Origin of the sequence: Desulfobulbus elongatus DSM 2908 (genome assembly GCF_000621145.1) — a bacterium.
Taxonomy (GTDB): domain Bacteria; phylum Desulfobacterota; class Desulfobulbia; order Desulfobulbales; family Desulfobulbaceae; genus Desulfobulbus; species Desulfobulbus elongatus.
The window spans coordinates 48,405-71,417 of the sequence record NZ_KK211216.1; the positions used below are offsets into that span (position 1 = coordinate 48,405).

Here is a 23,013-nt window from a genome sequence, read left to right on the forward strand (position 1 = left end):
GCGGGGAGGCGAAGCGAAGGGAGCGTGCTGCCGGACGGCCACGGCATCACCCTGCCGTCCGGCCTGCTTCGCCTATTTCTCCGCTTTGACGCTCTGTTTGACGGGCTCTTTGTGTTTGGGGATCTTGCCCAGGGTCAACTCGATGACCTCATCCATGTGTTTGACCGGGAAAAAGGTGATCTTCTTGCGCAGCTCTTCCGGAATCTCGACCAGATCCTTCTGGTTTTCCTCAGGGATGATCACCTTGGTGATGTCGGCGCGCAGGGCGGCCAGGGCCTTGTCCTTGAGCCCGCCGATGGGCAGGACCCGGCCGCGGAGGGTCACCTCGCCGGTCATGGCGATGCCGCGCTTGACCGCCTTGCCGCTGATGGCGGAGAACAGGGCCGTGGTCATGGTGATGCCCGCCGAGGGTCCGTCCTTGGGAATGGCCCCGGCCGGAACATGGATGTGGATGTCGACCGTATCGAAATACTCGGGTTCCACCCCGAGCACCTTGTTGCGGCTGCGGCAATAGCTGAGCGCGGCCTGGGCCGATTCCTTCATCACCTCGCCCAACTGGCCGGTCAGCAGCAGCTTGCCCTTGCCGGGCAGCACCGAGGTCTCGATGTGCAGCAGTTCGCCGCCCACCTCGGTCCAGGCCAGGCCGATCACCAGACCGGGCTGGCCGCTGGTGTCGAGATCCTCTTCCGGCATGTACTTCGGCGGCCCCAGGTATTTCTCGATGGTCTTGTCGGAGACCACATACGGTCCCCGGCCACCCTCGGCCACCTTGCGGGCGATCTTGCGGCAGACCTTGCCCAGGGCGCGCTCCAGGTTCCGCACCCCGGCCTCGTGGGTGTATTTGCTGACGATGGTTTCCAGGGTGGCGTCGTCGAGCTTGAGCTGACCGGGCTTGATGCCGCTTTCCTTGATCTGCCGGGGCAGCAGGAATTTGTTGGCGATCACCGTCTTCTCCTCCAAGGTGTAGCCGGAGAGCTGGATCACCTCCATGCGGTCGAGCAGGGGGCCGGGAATGGTGTCGGTGCGGTTGGCCGTGGTGATGAACATGACCTTGGAAAGATCGAAGGGCAGGTTCATGTAGTGATCGGAAAAGGTATTGTTCTGCTCTGGATCGAGCACTTCCAGCAGGGCCGAGGAAGGATCGCCCCGGTAATCGTCGCCGATCTTGTCGATCTCGTCCATCATGAACACCGGATTGTTGGTGCCCACGCTCTTGAGCCCCTGAAGAATCCGGCCCGGCATGGCGCCGATATAGGTGCGGCGATGCCCGCGGATTTCGGCCTCGTCGCGCATGCCGCCCAGAGACAGCCGGTAGAACTTGCGGCCCATGGCCTTGGCGATGGCCTGGCCGAGCGAGGTCTTGCCCACGCCGGGAGGGCCGGAGAAGCAGATGATCGGTCCCTTGGTGTCGGCGTTGAGCTTGCGCACCGCCAGGTATTCGAGGATGCGCTCCTTGATCCGGTCCAGGCCGTAATGGTCCTCGTCGAGGACCTCGGCCGCCACCTTGAGATCGAGCACGTCGGTGGAGGACTGCCGCCACGGCAGGTCGAGAAACCAGTCGAGGTAGGTGCGGACGATGGTCGCCTCCGAGGCGTCGGGGTGCATCATCTCCAGCCGCCGCAGCTGCTTGCGCGCCTCTTTCTTGGCGTACTTGGGCATCTTCTTCTTGCGCAGCTGCTTGCGCAGGTCCTCGATCTCCTGGGAGTAGCCGTCCTCGTCGCCCAGCTCCCGCTTCAGGGCCTGGATCTGCTCGCGAAGGAAGTATTCCCGCTGGCTGCGCGACATCTCCTCCTTGGCGTCCGACTGGATCTTGGCCTGGACCGTGGACACCTCCAACTCCTTGTGGAGCAGGTCGGCCACCAGACGCAACCGCTCGGACGGGTCGACGGTTTCCAGGATTTTCTGCGATTCCGATATCTTCAGCCGCAGATTGGAGCCCACCAGATCGGCCAGCCGTCCCGGTTCCTCGATGTTGTTGATGATCATCATCAGGTCCGAGGAGAGGAGACCGCGCAGCGACATGATCTTCTCGGTGTGCTCGCGGACGGTGCGCATCAGCGCCTCGGTCTCGACCGTGACCTCCGGTGTCTCCGGCTCTTCGATCAGATCGATCGCCACCCGGTAAAACGGTTTCTTTTGCAGAAAAGAGCGGATTTTCGCCTTGGAGAGGGCCTGCACCAGCACCTTGAGCCGGCCGTCGGGCAACTTGAGGGTCCGCATGATCATGGACACCATGCCCACCTCATAGAGATCCTTTTCATCGGGATCGTCCTTGGTCGGGTCCTTCTGGGTCACCAGCATCAAGAGCTTGTTGTTGTTCAGGCCGTCGTTGACCGCCTCGATCGAGCCGGGCCGGCCGACAAACAGCGGGATGATCATGTAGTTGAAGACAACGACATCCCGGACAGCCATCATGGGCAGAGATTCGGGAATCTCCAGATCCTGAGTCTGCTCGCCGAAATCCCCCATGCTGGTCGATAATGAATCGTCAAATTCCACCTTTTCCCTCCTTAAAACCGCCTGATGCGGTGACGCGTCCGCTGAATTGTCCCACGACAGTAAACACAACCCCAGCCGAAGTCAAGGCGACGCCCCGCCCGCGGCTGAAGAGAAGATTTCCCTTGAATAATTGCCGGGCCGCCAATATAGAAAAGCAGTTGTCCGACCTCCTGTCCATACCGCTTTTCTGGAGCCGACCATGCTGACCATCGGGTCGTTTTTCGATCTCGCCGATTTCCCTGACCGGGATCTCTTCGCCGACTGTCCCTATGTCTGGGTGCCCCTGAAAAAACTGAAGGCCTATATCGCCAGCCAGACGGCCCCCACCTTCCAGCACCTCTGCATCACCGACGGGGTGCCGCTGGACAGTCCCTACATCTGGTACAACGGCCGGCTGCGCAATGCCCGCGAGTGCATCATCACCTACGGCGACGCCACCAAAGGCGGCCTCACCGTCTGGGAGAACGGCCAGTTCCTCGAAGGAGCGTCGGTGCTCATGGCCGGCGCGGTCATGGTGGGCAAAAACATCAGGATCGGCAGGGGCGTGCTGATCGAGTCGGGCGCCATGATCAAATCCCCGGCCATCATCGGCGACCGGTCGGAGATCCGCCAGGGGGCGTATCTGCGCGGCAACTGCCTGATCGGCAAACGCTGTGTGGTGGGCCATACCACCGAGGTCAAGCACTCCATCTTTCTCAACGACGCCAAGGCGGGCCATTTCGCCTACCTGGGCGACTCGATCCTCGGCAACAACGTCAACCTCGGCGCCGGAACCAAGTGTGCCAACCTGCGATTTTTCTCCGGGAACGTCAAACTGCGCCAAGGCGGGGTCGCCCTCGACACCGGGCTGAAAAAGCTGGGGGCCATCATCGGCGACAACTCGCAGACCGGATGCAACGCCGTGACCAGTCCCGGCACCCTCATGGGGCCGGACAGCCTGCTCATGCCCAACACTACCGCACCTGCCGGAGTACATCCTCGAAAAAGCGTGCTGCGCTAGAGTCCGAGTGCAGCTTGCGGTCCTCCAGTGGCTTTCCCTGGCCGGCGTATTCGTAAAGGGCGAAAAAAAAGGCGAAAAGGATGCCGACGGTGAAGAAAATCCGGCACAACCGGTCCCAGGGCAACCAGCCCTTGCCGGTCATCCGCCGGAACACCACCGCGACAATGTAGGTGAATCCCAGGGCATAGGGCGCGGTGAGCAGGATCTGGTAGGTGGTGCCCCGCACCATGGCACCGGCATCAGCACCCAGGCGCAGATGAAAGAGCAGATAGGCCAGGGCCGTCAGAATAAAGGTGATTTTTTCCCGTACTGTACTCATATCATGAACAAAAGCATTGCCTGCGTGTTTCCGGAAACCCTGCCCGACGAGGGTTTCCTGCTGCCCCTTGTACAGGTTTTCGGACAGGTTGTCCACATGCAAGCCGTTGAAAACGCGCCGCCCGACCGGAGCACCGCAAGCGCGTTCATAAAATGGTGCCGGCAGCAGGACCGGCTGCACCCCTTCACCCCCGAGCCCCTGGGCGACCAGCGGGAGCGGTTTCTCGCCCTGGTGCGGGACATCCGCCGCCGCGGCGACACCTACCTCAGCCAGTTGAGCATGCTGACCCTGGCGGATTTGAGCCGCCGGGACAATCCGGAACCGCCCCGCGCCATCCTGGCCGACCTCCTGCACGGGGCCGACATCCGGGAACGCGAAGCAACCGGGCTGATGCTCTGGCAATCGCGGCTGATGCTGGAATTGGGGGAAGCGTACGATATCGAGCAGGCCGAACTGAACGACGCCCTGCACGCCATCGCCCGGAGGCAAGAAAGCCTGTTCGCCGAGCTGTGCGAGGAAGAGGAAAATCCCTTTGTCCTGCCCGCTGCCGGACAGGACGACAGCCCGGAGGCGGACACCATCCTCCGCCACCGGCTCAAGGCCTGGACCCGGCTTTGTTTTCACGGCGACAGGCCGGCGCCCGGTCTCCTCGTCACCCGTCACCGGACAGCCATGGACCTGCTGCAGGAGGTGTATGAGAGAAGGTGGCGGCAGAGCGCGCGCCTGCTGGCCTCGCTGGAGCTCCCCGTGCCCGCGGCGGGACAAGCGGGGGGTGCCGAAGAGCCGCCTCCTGGAGGGGAGTGCCCCGCTCTTGACCGACTGCTGACGGAGATCAGCGCCAGCGGGTCCCGCCTGCGGCTTACCGATGCGCACGACCGGCTCCTGCGCACAGGACTGGAGGAATGGTCGCGGGCCACGGCCGGCCCGGCGGCATCATTGCGGACCGAACCGGCCATTCTTGACCTGTTCCTTTTTCCCGGGGAAAATCCTGCCCGGTTATGGTCAGAGACTTTCGTGGGCGCCGTTGCCGGCCCTCCCACTGAAAGGGAAGAAAACGCGGGCTGTGTCGCCGGCCTGCTCAGGAGGCGCTGACCAGACCGTCAATCCCTTCCCTGCCGGTCTCCCGGCAGAGAAGCGTTCATACCGCATGGCCCTCGCATTCCTCCCGGTAAGGATTGATGGTCATCACCGGACAGCAGGCGGATTTCACCACCTTGTCGGCCACACTGCCGAACATGATCCGTTCCACTCCCTTGTAGCCGTGGGTTCCCATGATGATCAACTGCACCTTCTTCTTGGCCGCATAGTTCAGGATTTCCTCGGCAATGTCGCCGGACAGGACCTTGCCGGTCACATGCGCCACCCCGGCTTCGGCAAACATCGCCCTGTTTTCCTCGACATAGGTCTCCATCTGCTGCTGGGCCGATGCGAACAGCTCTTCCTCCAGATTGGGGAGGTTGATGGGCGGGACGAAGAAACCGCTGTAATCCTCGAAGGTCTGGGCCACAAACACCAGATGGAGCTCCGCCTTGAACGTTCCGGCCACATAGGCGGCCGCCTCAATGATCTTGCCGGCATTGTCCGAAAAATCCACCGGGGTCAGAATGCTGTTGATCGCCTGCATATGAACCTCCCTTGCTTGAAAGAAGATGAAACGCCCTACCGCTTGATGCCGTAGAGTATATCGTTCGGGCATTTTTCACCATGAATAACTGCATCGACACCGCCGCGCCGCTCCCCTGGGATCGGACAAAGCAGTTGACCATGCTCCCCATCGTGCCTATACTGCTCCCCACTTGTCTGCCTCCATAAAACGTGGCGTGCAGTACCGCTGCCTCCTGCCGGAACGGGACACCGTTTCCCGCTCCGCCTGTCCGCAGCACCACCCGGGTCTTCTGCTCCCCGGCTCCAGCCGGACATCAATATGGAATTCACCCCGAAATGGATTGCCTGGGAGATCACCCGCCGCTGCAATCTCAACTGTGTGCACTGCCGGTCTTCGTCCCAACTCGAAGTCGAGGGCCATCCGGACTTCTCCCTGGCCGAGGCCAAACGGATCCTGGACGATATCCGCAGCTATGCCGATCCGGTCATGGTCCTGTCGGGCGGCGAACCGTTGGTGCGGCCGGATGTCTTCGACATCGCCGCCTACGGCACCGGCCTGGGCCTGCGCATGTGCCTGGCCACCAACGGCTTCCTGGTCACCCAGGCCGTGTGCCGCGCCATCAAGGAAGCGGGCATCAAAATGGTTTCCCTGAGCCTCGACGGCGCCACCGCCGAGGTGCATGACGATTTCCGCAATCAGCCGGGAGCCTTCGCCGGCGTAATGCAGGCCATCCGCCTCTTCAACGAGCACAAGATCGACTTTCTGATCAACTCCTCTTTCACCAAGCGCAACAAGGACGAAGCGCCGAAGATCTATCAGCTCGTGAAAAGCATGGGTGCCACCGCCTGGTACCTGTTCATGATCGTCCCCACCGGCCGGGGCGAGGAGATCATGGACGAATTGATCCCGGCCGAAGAGTACGAGGACATCCTCAACTGGCATTACGACATGGAAAAGGAGGAGCACGACCTCCTGGTGCGCCCCACCTGCGCGCCTCAGTACTACCGCATCGTTCTCCAGCGCGCCAAGGCCGAGGGGGAACGGTTCCAGCGGCGCTCCCTCAAGTTTTCCACCGGCGGATCCAAGGGATGCCTGGCCGGCCAATTGATCTGCCTGATCGACGTCGACGGCAATGTGCTGCCGTGCAGCTATTTTCCCCTGGCGGCGGGCAACCTGCGCACGCAGCCGTTCCGGGAAATTTGGGAACATTCGAGACTTCTGCTCGACATGCGCGACTTTGCCGGCTACAAGGATCATTGTGGCCGTTGCGAGTACCTCCAGGTCTGCGGCGGCTGCCGGGCCAGGGCCTATGCCGTGACCGGCGATTACCTGGCCGGCGAGCCGTTCTGCACCTACCGGCCCGGCCATTGAGCGGAACGGCCGGAACGGACCGGCCGGCACCGGGGCGCCAACCTCCAACCAAACATATTCCCCAATGAACGAGACCTTTCTCCAGGCCTGCCGGGGCGAGCACACCGCCTACACCCCTGTCTGGTTCATGCGCCAGGCCGGCAGATATCTCCCCGAATACCAGAAAATCCGCGGCAGGGTCAGTTTCCTCGAACTGTGCAAGACGCCGGACCTCGCCGCCGAAGTCACCCTTCAGCCGGTCGACATCTTCGGTTTCGACGCCGCCATCCTGTTTTCCGACATCCTGATTCCGATGGAGGCCATGCGGCTCGACCTCGAGTTCCACGAGGGCAAGGGCCCCCTCTTCGCCCGGCCGGTCCGCAGCCAGCAGGCGGTCGACGACCTGGTGGTGCCGGTTCCGGAGGAATCGCTGTCTTTCGTGCTGGAGACGATCCGTCTGCTGCGCAGCCGCCTGCAGGTGCCGCTCATCGGCTTTGCCGGCGCACCCTTCACCCTGGCCACCTACCTCATCGAGGGCGGCAGTTCCAAGGTGTTTTTGCACACCAAGAAGATGATGTACCAGGAGCCGCAGCTCTACCACAACCTGCTGGCCAAGATCACCGCCTGCACCAGCGCCTATCTCCAGGCGCAGGCGCGGGCGGGTGCCCAGGCCCTGCAATTGTTCGACTCCTGGGTCGGGGTGCTCGCACCCTGCGATTACGAGGAGTTCGCCCTGCCCTATGTCCGCTCGATCATTTCCGATCTGCGGGCCGTGACCGATGTGCCGATCATCTATTTCGCCAACAACGGCGCCACCCTCACCCGGCTGACCACCACCGTGGGCGCCGACGTGCTCGGGTTCGACTGGCGGCTGCCCATCGGCGAAGTCGTGGCCCGCGCCGGCCAGCATGCCGTGCAGGGCAACATCGATCCCTTGGCGCTTTTCCTGCCCAGGGAACGCCTGGAAGAGCGGATCAGAACCATGCTGGTCGAGGCCCGCGACGCCCGTGGCTACATCTTCAACCTCGGCCACGGCATCCTGCCGGAGACCCCGCCGGAACAGGTGCGGATCGCCGTCGACGCCGTCCACCGGTTCAGCGGCAAGGCCTGAGCAGTCCCGCCGGGAACACGCCATGGATCGAGCCGGCACCGCCATTCCCTCGCTCGCCGAATGCATCGGCTTGATGGAAGAGTACGGCATGCTGGCCAACATCCGCCACCATTCGCTGGTGGTCGCCCGCCTGGCGGAACAGCTGCTGGAGGGCCTTTGCGCCGTGACCCCGGACCGCCCTCAGGCCGACCGCCGCCTGGTCATCAGCGGCGCCCTGCTCCACGACATCGCCAAGACCCCCTGCCTGAACGGCGCCTGCGACCATGCCAGGGTCGGGGCCGAGATCTGCCGCCGCCACGGCTACCCCGAGATCGCGGCCATCGTCGAGCAGCATGTACTCCTGTGGGACTTCGATCCCGCCCGGTACGAGAGCGGCGCGTTTTCCGCCCGGGAAATCGTCTATTACGCCGACAAGCGGGTGCGGCATAACGTGGTGGTCCATCTCGACCAGCGCCTGGAGTACATCCTCGACCATTACGGCAAGGGCAACCCGGAGCGGCAGGGGCTGATCCGGGAAAACTTCAGCAAATGCGTCACCCTGGAACGCCACCTTTTCCGCTGGCTGCCCTTCGCCCCGGCTGAACTGGGTCGATTCTGAGCGGCTGCCTTTTTCTTTTTCAACCGAGGCCCTTGCCATGTCCGCCGCGCCTTTTGACCGGATGGAGCGCCATCCCGCCGCGGTCACTATCCAATAATCCGAAAACACCGGAGGTATCCATGCGCATCGCCTTTCACGGAGCCGCCCGCAACGTCACCGGTTCCTGCCATCTGATCGAGTGCCGCGGCACACGGATCCTGATCGACTGCGGCCTCTACCAGGGCAACCGGGAAATGGACGAGGAAAACCGCAACGATTTCGGTTTCGACCCGGCCTCGATCGACTATCTTCTGCTCACCCACGGCCATCTCGATCATTGCGGCCGCATTCCCCTGTTGAGCCGGCTCGGGTTCAAAGGCACGATTCTGACCACTTCAGCGACCCGCGAACTCGCCCGCCTGGTTTTGCTCGATTCGGCGAGAATCCAGGAGGAGGAAGCGCGCTACCGCAACTACAAGGCGAGCAAACGCCGGGACCGGGGCGCGCCGGCCGAACCGCTCTACGACACCCTGGACGCCCTCAACAGCCTCGACGCCTTCGTCGACATCGCCTCCTTCGCCCAGCCCCACGATCTCTGTCCCGGCATCCGCACCACCTTCTACGACGCCGGGCACATTCTCGGCTCGGCGTGCATCCTGCTGGAGTTGGAGGAAGGGGGCCGGCAGCGCCGGGTGCTGTTTTCCGGCGACCTCGGCTGCGACGGCCGGGCCATTCTGCCCGATCCGGCCCCGCCGCCCCAGGCCGACACGGTGATCATGGAATCGACCTACGGCGATCGGCTGCACAAGCAGCTGGGGCCCTCCATCGAAGAACTGTACCAGGCGATCAACACCACCGTCGCCAGGGACGGCAACGTGCTCATCCCCAGTTTTGCCCTGGAGCGGACCCAGGAACTGCTGTACTACCTGCGGGAGGGGATCGAGCAGCAGCGCTTGCCGCGCCATCTCCGGGTCTGCCTCGACTCGCCCATGGCCATCTCCGCCACCCAGATTTTCCGCCGTCACCGCGAATGCTTCGACGAGGAGACCTGGGCGGTCGTTGCCGCCGGCCGCGATCCCTTCGAACTGCCCGGCCTGGAAATCATCCGCGACGCCTCCGAATCCATGGCGCTCAAGCACAGCCGGGGCGCGGTCATCATCGCCGGCTCGGGGATGTGCACCGGCGGCCGCATCCGCCATCACCTCCGCCACAACCTGTGGCGGCGCGAGGCCTCGGTGGTGTTCGTCGGCTATGCGGCTGGAGGCACCCTGGCCCGGCAGATCATCGAAGGGGCCGAAGTGGTCAGGGTCCTGCAGGAAGAGGTCGAGGTGAACGCCGAAATCTACACCATCGGCGGTTTTTCGGCCCATGCCGACCAGAGGGAGCTGTGCAAATGGCACGGCCGGACCGGCAGCCCCGAGCGCACCTTCCTGGTCCACGGCGAGGAAAAGGCCATGCAGGCGCTCGCCGGCCGCCTCACCGGCACCACCGTCGAAATGCCGCGCCTGCACGAGTCGTTCGAGTTGTAGCCGCCGACCGGCGACCGGCCGGCGGAGAAAGGCAGGCGGGCGGGAAACCGCCTATTGGGCGGCCGGCGGTGCGGGCGGGGTCGGCGAAGCGGGTGAAGCCGGTGTCGCCGGGGCGGCTGGCTCCGGAGGTGGCGCAGCCGGCGAAGGAGCGGGAGCCGGCGGAGCGGAAGAAGCCGGCGCGGCAGGCGGCGGAGCCGGGGTGGTTGCCTCATGGATCAATGACTTGCCCTTCTCCCAGAGGTTTTTTGACTCCTCCTTGGTCACGTGCCAGGCTTCCTTCGATGTGTCGCTCATCGCCTCGTACAGCTCGCGGGAACCGCTCTTGGTCTTTTCCCAGGCCGACGACGATTCGGTTTTCACGGTGTCCCAGGCCGTTCCCGCGGTCTCCGTGGTGGCGTCCGCCACCGACCCGGCCGCCTCCTGAACCTCCTTGCCCGCCTCGCTCCACTTGCTTTCCTGTTGCTGAGGCGCACCGGCCTCCTTATTTTGAGGAACGGCCTGTTCTCCGGCTTTGCCCTGTTCCCCGGCCGTACTCCAGACAGGAAGGCTCACCATGGCCACGGCCCACCCGCAGAACAACATCGGACTGATCTTTCGCATCATTTTCATTGATTCCTCCTCATCCGGCAGGTACATGACAGGTCTCGTTTCAAGATTTGATATGCATTGTTATTGCAATCTTCAAGCGAAGAACCTATTTTCCCTCAAATGTGACTGCACAAGCGGAAATACTCCAGCACAAGGCCGGAGATGATTTCCATTTTTCCCCTATGCTCCGGAACATACCATCGTTTTCATCGATGTCCACCAGAATAGGTTGGTAATCATGCGTCGGCGATGCCTCATTGTGGTCTTTTCTGTGCTCGTACCCATCTTCCTTCCCCGCGGGTTGACCGCCGGCGATCCGGACGCTGTTCCCCCGCGCTGGACCGTCCGGGAAGCCATCCGCTACGCCCTGGAGCACAACCCGGATGCCGCCACCGCCGTGGAGCGGATCAAGGCCGCCGACGCCGACCTCAATATGGCCAAATCGGCCTTTTATCCCCAGCTTTCTGTGGGCACCGAATACAGCCGCACCAACAACCCCATGTATTCCTTCGGCAACATCCTCAACCAGGGGATGTTCACCAACGCCATCGACTTCAACGATCCGGGCACCACCGACACCCTGCAGGCCAAGGCCCTGGTCCAGTACCGCATCTACAACGGCGGCCATGACCGGGCGGCGCTGGCAGCGGCCGGCGAACAGGGCCGCGCCGCCGGATTCGAGCGGGAGGCCATCCGCAACCGGCTCGAATTCGAGGTGGTGCGGGCCTTCTGCACCATTGTCCTGGCGGCGGAGTCGGTCAAGGCCAGAGAGTCGGCCCTGGAGGCCATCGAGGCGTCGCTGGCTGTCGCCCGGGCCCGTTTTGACGAGGGAAGCCTGTTGCAGGAAGACCTCCTCAACCTCGAAGTGCAGCAGGCCCGGTCCACCGAGCAGTTGATCCAGGCCCGGCATGGCCTGCAACTGGCGCAGCGGGGTTTTCTGCATCTGCTGGGCATCCCCGGCCAGACTGCGGTCCTCGATCCGACCGGTCATCGGGACCAGGAAGTTCCGGCGGAACGTTCCTTCCGCAACCGCCCGGAACTGGCCGCCATGGCCGCCACCGTCAAGGCATTGGCCTCCCGGGTCCGACAGGCCGAATCGGGGTATCTGCCGACCGCGGACGTCTTCGGCAGCTATCAGGTCGACAAGGGCACGGAACTCGAGGACGGCTCCGGCAACTCCTGGGTGACCGGCGTCCGTCTGAATTACACCCTGTTCAACGGCGGCCAGACCGCGGCCGCCACCGAGCGGGCCGCCGCCCAGTTGCGGGCGGCCAGGGAGGAGGAACGCAAAATGGAGCTGGCCTTCAATCTGGAGATGGAACAGGCCGCGCTGGCCCTGCAACAGGAGGAAGAGCGGCTCAAGGTGACCGGCAAGATGGTGGCCTCGGCCGCGGAAAGCGCCCGGCTGGCGCGCCTGCGGTTCAAGGAAGGCGTGCTGCTCGCCTCGGAGCTGATCGACACCGAAAACCGCCTGACCGAAGCCCGGCTGAGCCACACCCTGGCCACGGCCGCCCGGAAAATCGCCATTGCCGACCTGCGCCGAGCGGCCGGTTGTGGCCAATTCTCTCCAAGGAAGTGATCATGGCCGCCAATCACAGGATGCGAACCCTCCTTGTCATTCTGCTCCTGCACACGCTGCCGGTCTGGGCCGTCGCGGCGGAATCCGGCGGCCGGGAAACCGCGCAACCGGTCACGGTCACCGTGGCTCCGGTCCGAGAGCTGGATCTTCCCACCCTGGTCGAGGTGGCCGGCACGGTGCAGTCCGCCGAGCGGGCCGCCATCGCCGCCAAGGTCACCGGGGTGATTACGCAGATTCCGGTCGTACTCGGTTCCACGGTCAGGGCCGGCGACCTGCTGGTGGCGATCAGCGCCGAAGAGATCACCGCCCGGCTGGGCCAGGCCGAGGCCCTGCTCGCCCAGGCCAGGCGCAATCTGGAGCGGGAGCAGAACCTGCTGGCGAAAAACGCCACCACCCCGGAGACGGTCAAATCCATGGCCGACCAGTTCGCCATCGCCCAGGCCGGCTACCGGGAGGCCAAGACCATGGCCGGCTACACCAGTATCACCACGCCCTTCGACGGGGTGGTCACCAGGAAAAACGTCCACGCCGGCGATCTCGCCACCCCCGGCACCGCGCTCCTCCAGGTGGAAAGCCTGCGAACCCTGCAGGTGCGCTCCGCCGTGCCGGAAAGCCTGGTGCTCGGCATCCGTCCGGGCGACGCGCTCACGGTCAGGATCGAGGCGGCCGGGGCCACGGTCCGGGGCACGGTGGCCGAGGTCGCGCCGGCGGCCGATCCGCAGTCGCGCACCGCGCCGATAATCGTCGATCTGCCCGCCACCGCCGACCTGCGTCCCGGCCAGTTCGCCCGGGTGCTCGTTCCCGGCAGCAGCGCCCGCACCCTGCTGGTGCCGGACAGCGCCATTGTCCGGAGCGGCCAGATGGACAAGGTCTTCGTCGTCGCCGACGATCGCGCCCGCCTGCGCCTGGTGCGGACCGGCGCGCACCGTGAGGGCATGACCGAGATCCTGGCCGGACTCGGCGGCGGCGAAACCGTGGTCACCGGCAACAACCGGCTGCTGGTGGACGGCCAGGCCCTGCGGATTCAGCCATGAGCGGCCCCGATTCGACCGGACCGGGCTTTGCCGGACGGCTGGCCGCCGCCTTTGTCGGCTCGAAGCTGACCCCCATCGGCCTGATCGCCTCCCTGCTCCTCGGCCTGCTGGCCCTGGCCCTGCTCCCCCGCGAGGAGGAGCCGCAGATCAAAGTGCCCATGATCGACGTCATGGTGTCCATGCCCGGCGCCACCGCCAAGGAGGTGGAGCAGCGCCTAGCCATCCCCATGGAGAAACTGCTCTACGAACTGCCGGGCATTGAGTACATCTACTCGACCTCCATGCCCGGCCAGTGCCTGCTCATCGCCCGGTTTTACGTCGGCGAGGATTTCGAGAAATCGGTCGTCAGCCTCAACCAGAAGCTACAAACCAACTTCGACCGGATCCCGCACGGGGTGTCGCTGCCGCTGATCAAGCCGCACACCATCGACGATGTCCCGGTCCTGGCCCTGACCTTCCATTCGGCGACCTACGACCATTTCACCCTCCGCCGTCTGGCCGCCGAGGTGGACGATGCGGTCAAGTCAATCTTCGAGGTGGCCGAGACCAAGCTGATCGGCGGCACCAGGCGGCAGTTGCGGGTGCAGTTCGATCCCCTGCTGCTGGCGGCCCGCAACCTGAGCCCGGCGGACCTGGTGCTCCGCCTGCAGCAGGCCAACCGCCAGTCGCACTCCGGCGTCCTGCGGGCCGGCAACGCCGAGGTGCTGGTGCAGACCGGCCTCTTCCTCCGGTCGGCCGACGAGGTCAGGCGGGTGGTGGTCGGCGTGCACGGCGGCGCCCCGGTCTACCTCGGCGAGGTGGCCACCGTCACCGACGGCCCGGAGGAGCCGAAATCGTACGTCCTGTTCGGCAGCCGGGACGGCAACCCCGAGGCGGCGGTGACCCTGTCGGTGGCCAAGCGGCCCGGTGCCAACGCCGTCCACGTGGTCGACACGGTCCTGCGCAAGGTGGACAGCCTCAAGGGCACGCTCATTCCGCCCGAGGTGACCGTGACCGTCACCCGCGACTACGGCGAGACCGCGGCCGAGAAATCGAACGAACTGCTGCTCCACATGGGCATCGCCGTGTTCGGCGTGGCCCTGCTGATCCTTCTCTTCCTGGGCTGGCGGGAGTCGCTCATTGTCCTGTTGGCCGTCCCGTCCACCTTGTCGCTCACCCTGCTGCTCTTCTACCTCTACGGCTACACCCTCAACCGCATCACCCTCTTTGCCCTGATCTTTTCCATCGGCATCCTGGTGGACGACGCCATCGTCGTGGTCGAAAACATCGTCCGCCACCTGCGTTTGCGCGCAAGCCAGGCCGTCTCGCTCAGGGAGATTGCCGTGGCCGCGGTGGTCGAGGTCGGCAATCCCACCATCCTCGCCACCTGGGCGGTGATCGCCGCCATCCTGCCCATGGCCTTTGTCGGCGGCCTGATGGGCCCCTATATGCGGCCCATTCCCATCGGCGCCTCGGCGGCCATGGTCTTCTCCCTGCTGATCGCCTTCACCGTCACGCCCTGGGCCGCCATCCGCATCCTGCGCAAACACGGGACAAGCGCCCAGGGCGACGACGATGCCGACCACGCCCCGGACGACTGGTTCACCCGGCTCTACCACCGCATCATGGACCCGCTGCTGGCCCACGGCCGCTGGCGGCTTGGCTTCTTCGCCCTGATCCTGGCCCTGCTGGCCGTCGCCTGCTCGCTCGTGGTCGCGGGCAAGGTGAAGGTGAAGATGCTCCCCTTTGACAACAAGTCGGAATTCCAGATCATCCTCGACATGCCCGAGGGCTCGACCCTGGAGGCGACGACCCGGGTGGCCCTGGAAATGGCTAGGGAGGTGGAGCAGGCGCCGGAGGTGGTCAACACCCAGATCTATGCCGGCACCGCCTCGCCGTACAACTTCAACGGCCTGGTGCGCCACTATTTCCTCCGCGCCGGCCCCACTGTGGCCGACATCCAGGTCAACCTCAAGGCCAAGGGCGACCGCGACGGCCAGAGCCACGACATCGCCAAGCGGCTGCGGCCGGCCATCGCCCGGATCGCCGCCCAGCACGGCGCGGCCGTGGCCGTGGCGGAGGTGCCGCCCGGACCGCCGGTGCTCCAGACCCTGGTGGCCGAGATTTACGGGCCGGACGATGCCAGCCGGGTGCGGTTGGCCGGCGAGGTGAAGAAGATCTTCGCCACCACCGAAGGCGTGGTCGATATCGACTGGTACCGGGAAGAGGAGCGGAGCAAGGTGGTGCTGACCGTGGACAAGGAAAAGGCGGCCTTGAACGGATTGTCCGAGGGCGAGATCGCCCGGGCGGTGGAGATGGGACTGTCCGGCCAGTCGATCGACCTCTTCCACCAGCCCCGCGACAAGGAGGAAATCGACCTTGTCCTGCAACTGCCGCAGGCGCAGCGGGCGCGGGTCGACGACCTGCTGGGCATCTCGCTGCGGCCAGGAACCGATCCCCAGGCGCCCCTGGTGCCGCTGCGGGAGTTGGTCCGGGTGAGCGAGCAGCCGGTGGACCAGCCGATCTACCGCAAGAACCTCAAGCCGGTGATCTACGTCACCGGCGACGTGGCCGGCGCGGCCGAAAGCCCGGTCTACCCCATCCTGGCGATGAACAAGCGGTTGCACGAACTGGACGCGGCCCGCTTCGGCGGCCAGGCCGGGCCGGTGACGGTCTACAACCTCAAGCAGCCCTTCCTGGAAGACCAGCCGGCGATGAAATGGGACGGCGAATGGCACATCACCCTGGAGGTGTTCCGCGACCTGGGCCTGGCCTTCTGCGTGGTCATGGTGCTGATCTACATGCTGATGGTGGGCTGGTTCAAGGATTACGTCACCCCGCTGGTGGTGATGGCGGCCATCCCCTTTTCCCTGATCGGCATCCTGCCCGCCCACTGGGCTCTGGGCGGCTTCTTCACCGCCACCTCGATGATCGGCTTCATGGCCGGCGCGGGCATCGTGGTGCGCAACTCGATCATCCTGGTCGATTTCATCGAGCTGCGCCTCAGCCACGGCCTGCCCCTGGCCCAGGCGGTGGTCGAGGCCGGGGCCATCCGCTTCCGGCCCATGCTCCTGACCGCGCTGGCCGTGGTGGTGGGCGCCTCGGTGATCCTGGCCGACCCCATCTTTCAGGGACTGGCCATTTCGCTGATGTTCGGCGAGATCGCCTCGCTGCTCATCAGCCGCATGGCCGTGCCGGTGCTTTATTTCATGGTCAAGGAAAGAGGAATGCAGGGGGCCGGTCGCCGATAGGCGGGACGGCACCGGCGGAGGTCAGGCCCCGTCCAGCAGCGAGCGGACCGCCGCCGCGATGTCGCGCAGGGAAACCGGCTTCATCATGAACGTGCGGATGCCGGCCTGCGCCACCCGTTCGGGCGAAAGGGCCGAGCTGTAGCCCGAACAGAGGATGATCGGCAGGTCGGACCTGACCGCCAGCATGGTGCGCGCCACCTCGAAGCCGGTCCTGCCCGGCATGGTCTGGTCGGTGATCACCAGGTCAAAGGCATTCGGGTTGCGCTCGAACACGTCCAGGGCGCCGGTCCCGTCGGTGCAGACCGTGACCCGGTAGCCGGACCGTTCGAGGAACATCTTGAGATAATCGGCGACCATCTGCTCGTCGTCCACGACCAGGACGGATTCGTTGCCGCCGACCAGCGCGGGGGCCGCCTGCTCCTGCGCCTGCGGCGCGCCTTCGGCGAATTCCGGAAAATACACGCTGAAAACGCTCCCCTGCCCGAGGGTGCTGGCCACCTCGATGCGGCCGCCATGCCGCTCGACGATGCCGTGGACCACGGCCAGCCCCATGCCCGTGCCCTTGCCGCTGGGCTTGGTGGTGAAATAGGGTTCGAAGATGCGATCCTGAATCATGGGATCGATACCGAAGCCGTTGTCGGCCACGCTGATCCGCACCCATCGCCGCTCGGTTCCGTCGCCTTCCGTTCCGTCCGCAGCCGTCTCCAGGCTCAACACCATCTCTCCCCCCTGCTCCTCCATGGCATGAAAGGCGTTGGTGCAGAGATTCATCACCACCTGATGCAGTTGCGTCGGATTGGCCAGGATGGTGCGGTCCGCAGCGGTCACCTGCTCGCGGATGGCGATGGTGGCCGGAATGGTCATCCGCAGCAGCTTGATGATCTCCTTGAGCAGGGGAGCGGGTTGGAGCGGGATGCGCTTGGCGGTTTCCTTGCGGCTGAAGGCCAGGATCTGATTGACCAATTCTGCGGCCTTGTTGCCGGCCTTGAGGATCTGCTCGATTTCCCGGTGCAGGGGCATGTCCGGGGGCAGTTTGTTCTGTGCCAGTTCGGCATAGCCGAGGATGGCGGCAAGCAGATTGTTGAAGTCATGGGCGATGCCGCCGGCCAGGGTGCCGATGGCCGCCATCTTCTGCGATTGGCGCAACTGCCCTTCCAGATGCCGCTGCTGCCGCAGGGCGGCGAGCCGCTCGGTCAAATCGCGGATGACCTCCAGGTGCCCCAGCAGTTCCCCCTGTTCGTTGCGAATGTCGCTGGTCAGGGTCTCGCCGAGAAACGAGGTGCCGTCCTTGCGCACAAACCGGCGGCACCGGGTCGTGGGTAATTCGTCGGGGGAAAACACCCCGTCGTGCGCCGTGTACAGCGTGGTCCGGGAGGTTCCCGCCAGCTCGCCGCTGTCGTAGCCGAACATCCGGCACAGGGCGGGATTGGTGTGGATGATCGCTCCGGACAAATCCGCCACCACCACGCCATCCGGGATGCTGTAGAGCGTCGACTGAAAAAAGGTCTTCTGGTGGTCCAGGTCCCTGATCTTCGCTTTCAACTCTGGATAGTAGCTCTTCCGGATGGATCGCTCCCCCAGGCCGACAATCCGCTCCTTCAACTGCTCCCAACGGTCTCCGCCATCGCCTTGCATGGGTCTTCTTCAGAGAGCCTCCCGATAGATTGCCTCGATGTCGGCCGGTTGCGCCCGACGGGGATTGGTGGCCATGCAGGGGTCGGCCAGGGCCTTGCGGGCGAGCACGCCGACATCTTCGGGTCGGACGCCGCGTCTGCCCAGACCGGGTTGCAGTCCCACCTGTTCCCTGAAGGCCCGCAGCGCCGCCGCGACGGCCCGTCCCCTTCGTTCCGGCGGCAGACCGGTCAGCCGCGCCCCGAAGATCTCGCCGACCAGGTCGTAGCGCTCCGGCGCTGCACTGTAATTGAAGGCGACCACATGGTCCAGCAGCAGGCCGTTGCACTCGCCGTGGGGCAAGTCGAGCAGGCCGCCCAGACTGTGGGCCATGGGCATGGACCGCGCCCAGGCTGGCATTGGAAAAGGCGAGGCCGGCCTCCAGGCTGGCCAGCATGATCCGGCCCCGGAGGCGGAGGTCGTCGAGCCGCTCGAGGACATCGGGCAGATGCCGGCGAAGCAGGCGGATCGCGCCCAGGGCATGCAGGTCGGTGAGGTCCGAACCGGCCGTGCTGACATACGCCTCGATGGCGTGCACCAGGGCATCGATCCCGGTGCACAGGGTCAGGTGCCGGTCCATGGACAGGGTGGTTGCCGGGTCGATCAGGGCCACATCGGGCACCATGCTTTTGCTGATGATGGCGATCTTCATCCGGGTCGCCGCATTGTTGACGATGGCGAACTGGGAAACATCGGCGGAGGAGCCGGCGGTGGTGGGAACGCAGATGAGCGGCGGGCCGGGCACATCGACCCTGTCGATTCCCTCGAAATCGAGGATGTCGCCGTGGTTGGCCGAGACAACGCTGATGCCCTTGGCGCAATCCATCGGACTGCCCCCGCCCATGGCGACGATGACGTCGCAATCGTGGCGGCGATAGGCGGCGGCCCCTTCCATCACCTCGTGGTCGCGGGGGTTGGGACTGACCCGGTCGTACACCACCGCTTCCACCCCGGACGAACGGAGAACGGCCACCGCCCCGTCGACGAGCCCGGTCCGGCCCACCCCCGGATCGGTGACCATAAACACACGGCTGGCGCCAAGGTTGGCGGCGTAACGTCCCAGCAGCTCCAGGGCGCCGTCGCCGAATACGATCTCCGGGGCAACAAACTTCCGTATGTTCCGCATGGCGTTCACACCTCCCGGCAGCAGGCATGGCCAGTGCCCGCCACAACCATCAGAACCGGTGAACTTTCCGCTTTCTTATTCTATATGGTCAATCCCTCGCACCGTCAAAGAAACATTCGGACGACACCGCACCGGGACAACGGCATTCCGGCGGCTTCATCGCAACGACGCCGGGCAACCGCCCGGCGGAACGGCTCGCGCTAGAGCGGCAAACCGAAGCGGTTCTGCCCCAGGAGATGGATACTGTCGGCCCCGCCGAAGAGTTCCAGGAAACTGGAGTCGGCCAGGTTGCACCGGAATCCCTGGCAGGCGCGCGGCCGGTGGTGATAGATACGGCAGTAATACTTGTCGTTTCTTTTCTGCAGAAAAAGACACCCCTTGTCGTCGGGATGGATCATGAAGACCTTGCCCGAGGCCAGGGCCTCGGCCACCACCTCGTCCATCGGCCGGTCGCGCAGTTGCGCCAGGCTGACGTCCACCCCCACATGTCCGCCCATCTTGCGGATGAACTCGACCTCGTCCGCCTGCAGGGTTATCTTGCGGTACGATCTGCAGCAGGTGCCGCACTGGCGGCAGTCGGCAAAAATGGTGCGCAAGGCGGCCGGGTCGAGCGAAACGTGTTCCGTCATGACAGTGCTCCTTTTTTCCGTTCAGACCGTCCAGAAGGCATGCAAGGGATGGTTGGCCAGGATCCGCGCGGCCCGTTCGGAATGGATCACTCCCGGCCTGCGCCCGACCGGTCGCAGCAGACCGTCCACCGTCGCCAGCACCGATTCCTCCAGCGACACCGGATTGTAGCCCCCTTCGAGCACGAGCAGCAGCCGGTTGCCGCAGGCCTCCTGCGCCAGATGCTTGAGCAGTTCGGTCACGGTCCCGTACCAGCCCGTGGTCAGCATGATCCGGCTGATCGAATCCGCGTGGTGGCCGTCATAGCCCGCCGACACCAGAATGATCTGGGGCAGGTACTGCTCCACCACCCCGCCCAGCACCCTGCCCAGGAGAAAAAGGTATTCCGGATCGGCAAACTGCTGATGCACCGGCAGGTTGATGGTGTAGCCCCGGCCCCGGCCGCTGCCGGTCTCCCCGGCGGTGCCGGTGAACGGAAACAGTTTCTCCTGGTGGATCGACACGAACAGCACCTGTTCGGTCTCGTAGAAGACGGCCTGGGTGCCGTTGCCGTGGTGAACGTCGAAATCGAGGATGAGGATGCGGTCCAACCCGTACATCCGGCGCAGATATTCGGCGGTGATCGCCACGTTGTTCAGGACGCAGAATCCCATCCCCCTGCCCGGTTCGGCATGGTGGCCGGGCGGCCGGATCAAAGCGAAGCCGTAATCGATCTCGCCGCCCATGATCCGGTCCGCCAACTCCAGGCAGCCGCCGGCGGCCAGGGCGGCGGTATAGAGGCTCTGCTCCATCAGATAGGTGTCGCGGTCGTAGGAATACGGATCCTCGGCATTGGCATGCTCGCGCAACTGTTCGAGGTAAAACCCCGAATGCACCGCCTCGATATCGGCGACCGTGGCCTCCCTGGGCTGGTAGGTCCGCAGCAGGCCGGCGTATTCCGGCCCCTCCAGGGAATGGTAGAGGCTGCGCACCCGGCCGGCGTTCTCCAGCGACTGCTGGGGGATGCTGTGCTCGTAGTACCTGCGGTCGAACAGGATTCCCGGCTGTCTAGGCATAGTGGTGCTGGTAGATCGGTTGACGGGCGAATCCCTGCCGGCACAACCGATACAGATGGCCGACCCGCTGGACCCGCTGGTCGGTGTACGGCAGGGTCTGGGCGAGTTCGAACCCGAGCTTCTGCAGGCAGCGCTGCTGCGGGAGATTGTTCATGTCGGTGTACATCTCCACCTGCCGGATATCGAGCCGGTTGAAGAGAAAGAGGATCAGGTATTTCTGGGCCTCGGTGCCGTACCCCCTGGACCGCTGCTCGGGCCGGGCGATCTTGATGGCGATGACCGCCGTTTTCCGTTCCTCGGGCCGGATCCAGTAGTGGACCGTGCCGATGGGCTGCCCGTCGCGCAACTCGATCAGAAAGGTCTTGCTGTGCTCGCTCCACAAAACGCCGCTCGCCAACAGCACCGCCAACTGGTCGACCGACAGGTTTTCCGGGGTCAGATAGCTGCCGCAGGCAAGGGGATCGTTGCTCCATCCGGCCAGCAGTTCCAGGTCCTCGGCCTCGATGCGCCGAAGCTGCAACCGGATGGTGAATATCCTGTCGCCGAAAATGGTCATGCGGTGCGCTCCTCTCCCGGTTGCCTGCGGTGCCGACATCACCGGCACATGTCGTTGACCGCCGCCTGCAGCGAGCCGCTGGAGGCCATCAACCGGTCCAGGGCCTTGACCGTGTCGCCCACCGAGCCCTGGACCACGGCCGTGGTCTGCTGGTTCTCGCCCGAGGATTTGACGACCTCCTGGATCCGATCCATCACCTTGTTGCCATGATCGGCGAGGGTGGCGGCGCGGCCGCTGACGTCGTCGATGGAGGAGGAGATGGTCATGATGCCGCTGGAGATCTCCTCCATGGCCCTGAGGGCGGTGTTGATCACCTTGGAGCCGTCATCGAGCATGCGCATGCCGTCCTGCATGGCGGCGATGGTCTGCCGGCTGTCGTTTTCCACCATCTTGACGATGTTGGAAATATCCACGGCCGAGCGCGAACTGTTTTCCGCCAGCTTGCGGACCTCGTCGGCGACCACGGCGAATCCGCGGCCGGCGTCGCCGGCCCGGGCAGCCTCGATGGCGGCGTTGAAGGCGAGCAGATTGGTCTGGGAGGCGATCTCCTTGATGATATCGACGAAACTGCCGATTTTTTCCACCTGCGACACCAGGGTCGAAACCATCTCGTTGTTCTGCTGCATGGAGCGGTTGATCTGCTGCATCTTGTCGCCGGCCTCGGCTCCCGCCTTGCGGCCGTTTTCCGCTTCGAGCGACATGGAACTGGCCAGGGTGTTCACCTTGCCGCTCACCCCCAGCATCTCGGTGGCGGATTCGAGCATCTGGCGGATGGAGGTCTCCGACTCGTCCAGGCGGACGACCTCCTGGTTGAGCGACCGGCCCATCACGTCCATGTTGTCGCGGACCTGCTCCATGCGCCGCTGGGAATCGGCGACCAGCTCGGCGACCTCCTGGCTGGCCGTGCTGACCAGTTGCTCCACCGCGGCCTCGGAACTGACATCCAGAACGAATTCGAGCGCACCCTTGATGTTGCCCTTGGCATCCTTGATCGGCGCGCCCGTGTACTTGAAGGGAATTTCGCGGCCGTTGACCCGGCCCACGGTTTTGGCCGATACCACGCTGTCCGTCTTCATGGCCTGCTGGCAGGCGCAGTGATCGGTGTTGCAGTGGGTGGTGTTGAACAGGCTGTAGCACTTCTTGCCGATCAGTTCGTCGACGCTCGCCCCCAGGGCCTGCGCCCCGGCCGGATTGATGAAGGTGATGGCGAAATCCGTGTCGATGGAGAAGATCGGGGTGGGAATGGCGTTGAGGTTCTCGATCTTCTCGTTGGCCTCCTGCCGTTGCCGGGCCTCGCCGGTGATGTCGAGGATGAACTCCAGGGCGCCCTTGATGTTGCCCTTGGCGTCCTTGATCGGCGCGCCCGTGTACTTGATCGGCACGATCATGCCTTCCCCGGGCCGGGCGATGGTCTCCTCGGTGATGATGGCGTCCCGCTTCATCGCCTGGCCGCAGGCGCACTTCTCGGTGCGGCAGTGCGGCGTCCTGAACAGGTCGTGGCATTTCCTGCCCACCGCCTCGTCCGGGGTCAGGCCCGCCACCGCCGCCCCGGCCGG

Annotated in this window: 18 protein-coding genes and 1 pseudogene; 9 read left to right on the forward strand and 10 right to left on the reverse strand. The window is 64.7% G+C overall.

What is annotated here, in order from left to right:
- Positions 1-72 precede the first annotated feature (72 nt).
- Positions 73-2,499 carry an endopeptidase La gene (gene lon / locus Q362_RS0118050; protein ID WP_028319741.1) on the reverse strand — a complete coding sequence of 809 codons (2,427 nt, stop codon included), beginning with the start codon at positions 2,497-2,499 and terminating at the stop codon, positions 73-75.
- Between the two features lie 199 nt (positions 2,500-2,698).
- Here lon and Q362_RS0118055 point away from each other — a divergent pair, with 199 nt between their 5' ends.
- Complete coding sequence (locus Q362_RS0118055) at positions 2,699-3,499, forward strand: LbetaH domain-containing protein (RefSeq protein WP_028319742.1); 801 nt, start codon at positions 2,699-2,701, stop codon at positions 3,497-3,499.
- On the opposite strand, the gene Q362_RS0118060 is transcribed toward Q362_RS0118055, so the two are convergent.
- The gene (locus tag Q362_RS0118060; RefSeq protein WP_028319743.1) at positions 3,453-3,818 is read right to left on the reverse strand and encodes a hypothetical protein; all 366 of its coding nucleotides are present in this window, start codon (positions 3,816-3,818) and stop codon (positions 3,453-3,455) included. The two genes, Q362_RS0118055 and Q362_RS0118060, sit on opposite strands and share 47 nt — an antisense overlap.
- Before the next feature lie 3 nt (positions 3,819-3,821).
- Between Q362_RS0118060 and Q362_RS0118065 the strand changes: the two genes are divergently transcribed.
- Positions 3,822-4,910 carry a hypothetical protein gene (locus Q362_RS0118065; protein WP_028319744.1) on the forward strand — a complete coding sequence of 363 codons (1,089 nt, stop codon included), beginning with the start codon at positions 3,822-3,824 and terminating at the stop codon, positions 4,908-4,910.
- Between the two features lie 46 nt (positions 4,911-4,956).
- Here Q362_RS0118065 and Q362_RS0118070 read toward each other — a convergent pair whose 3' ends face one another.
- Positions 4,957-5,442, reverse strand: a complete 486-nt coding sequence (locus Q362_RS0118070) for a universal stress protein (protein ID WP_028319745.1) — start codon at positions 5,440-5,442, stop codon at positions 4,957-4,959.
- A gap of 300 nt (positions 5,443-5,742) precedes the next feature.
- Between Q362_RS0118070 and Q362_RS0118075 the strand changes: the two genes are divergently transcribed.
- From Q362_RS0118075 to Q362_RS0118090, 4 genes are all read left to right on the forward strand, one after another.
- Entirely contained in the window at positions 5,743-6,795 is a 1,053-nt protein-coding gene (locus Q362_RS0118075; protein WP_028319746.1) for a radical SAM/SPASM domain-containing protein, read from the forward strand.
- Positions 6,796-6,859: 64 nt separating this feature from the next.
- A complete protein-coding gene (hemE, locus tag Q362_RS0118080; RefSeq protein WP_028319747.1) occupies positions 6,860-7,885 on the forward strand; it encodes a uroporphyrinogen decarboxylase in 1,026 nt (341 codons plus the stop codon).
- Positions 7,886-7,907: 22 nt separating this feature from the next.
- Positions 7,908-8,483 (forward strand): HDIG domain-containing metalloprotein, encoded by a 576-nt coding sequence (locus tag Q362_RS0118085; protein WP_028319748.1) that lies wholly within the window; start codon positions 7,908-7,910, stop codon positions 8,481-8,483.
- Positions 8,484-8,602: 119 nt separating this feature from the next.
- Entirely contained in the window at positions 8,603-9,991 is a 1,389-nt protein-coding gene (locus tag Q362_RS0118090; protein ID WP_028319749.1) for an MBL fold metallo-hydrolase RNA specificity domain-containing protein, read from the forward strand.
- A gap of 51 nt (positions 9,992-10,042) precedes the next feature.
- Here Q362_RS0118090 and Q362_RS24415 read toward each other — a convergent pair whose 3' ends face one another.
- On the reverse strand, positions 10,043-10,600 hold the full coding sequence (locus Q362_RS24415) for a hypothetical protein (protein WP_157470361.1): 558 nt from the start codon (positions 10,598-10,600) through the stop codon (positions 10,043-10,045).
- Positions 10,601-10,817: 217 nt separating this feature from the next.
- Here Q362_RS24415 and Q362_RS0118100 point away from each other — a divergent pair, with 217 nt between their 5' ends.
- The 3 genes from Q362_RS0118100 to Q362_RS0118110 are packed head-to-tail and all read left to right on the forward strand — an operon-like array spanning position 10,818 to position 16,422.
- Positions 10,818-12,158, forward strand: a complete 1,341-nt coding sequence (locus Q362_RS0118100) for a TolC family protein (RefSeq protein ID WP_035217187.1) — start codon at positions 10,818-10,820, stop codon at positions 12,156-12,158.
- Between the two features lie 2 nt (positions 12,159-12,160).
- Positions 12,161-13,192 (forward strand): efflux RND transporter periplasmic adaptor subunit, encoded by a 1,032-nt coding sequence (locus tag Q362_RS0118105; protein ID WP_028319752.1) that lies wholly within the window; start codon positions 12,161-12,163, stop codon positions 13,190-13,192.
- Entirely contained in the window at positions 13,189-16,422 is a 3,234-nt protein-coding gene (locus Q362_RS0118110; protein ID WP_028319753.1) for an efflux RND transporter permease subunit, read from the forward strand. Before Q362_RS0118105 ends, Q362_RS0118110 begins: the two co-directional genes overlap by 4 nt.
- Before the next feature lie 21 nt (positions 16,423-16,443).
- Here the strand turns inward: Q362_RS0118110 and Q362_RS21755 are convergent, their stop codons facing one another.
- The 6 genes and pseudogenes from Q362_RS21755 to Q362_RS21765 form a co-directional block, all read right to left on the reverse strand.
- Positions 16,444-18,057: a hybrid sensor histidine kinase/response regulator gene (locus Q362_RS21755; protein ID WP_051554481.1), complete on the reverse strand. Its 1,614-nt coding sequence runs from the start codon at positions 18,055-18,057 to the stop codon at positions 16,444-16,446.
- Positions 18,058-18,066: 9 nt separating this feature from the next.
- Positions 18,067-19,219 (reverse strand): annotated as a pseudogene (ercA, locus tag Q362_RS24945) (alcohol dehydrogenase-like regulatory protein ErcA).
- Between the two features lie 200 nt (positions 19,220-19,419).
- Positions 19,420-19,848, reverse strand: coding sequence for a YkgJ family cysteine cluster protein (locus Q362_RS0118130; protein WP_028319756.1), 429 nt, complete (start codon positions 19,846-19,848; stop codon positions 19,420-19,422).
- Between the two features lie 21 nt (positions 19,849-19,869).
- On the reverse strand, positions 19,870-20,901 hold the full coding sequence (locus tag Q362_RS0118135; RefSeq protein WP_028319757.1) for a histone deacetylase family protein: 1,032 nt from the start codon (positions 20,899-20,901) through the stop codon (positions 19,870-19,872).
- Positions 20,894-21,457: a GNAT family N-acetyltransferase gene (locus Q362_RS0118140; RefSeq protein ID WP_028319758.1), complete on the reverse strand. Its 564-nt coding sequence runs from the start codon at positions 21,455-21,457 to the stop codon at positions 20,894-20,896. The genes Q362_RS0118135 and Q362_RS0118140 overlap by 8 nt, the downstream gene beginning before the upstream one ends.
- Before the next feature lie 38 nt (positions 21,458-21,495).
- Positions 21,496-23,013, reverse strand: a 1,518-nt coding sequence (locus Q362_RS21765; RefSeq protein ID WP_035217189.1) for a methyl-accepting chemotaxis protein, incomplete at its 5' end; no start/stop codon positions are given.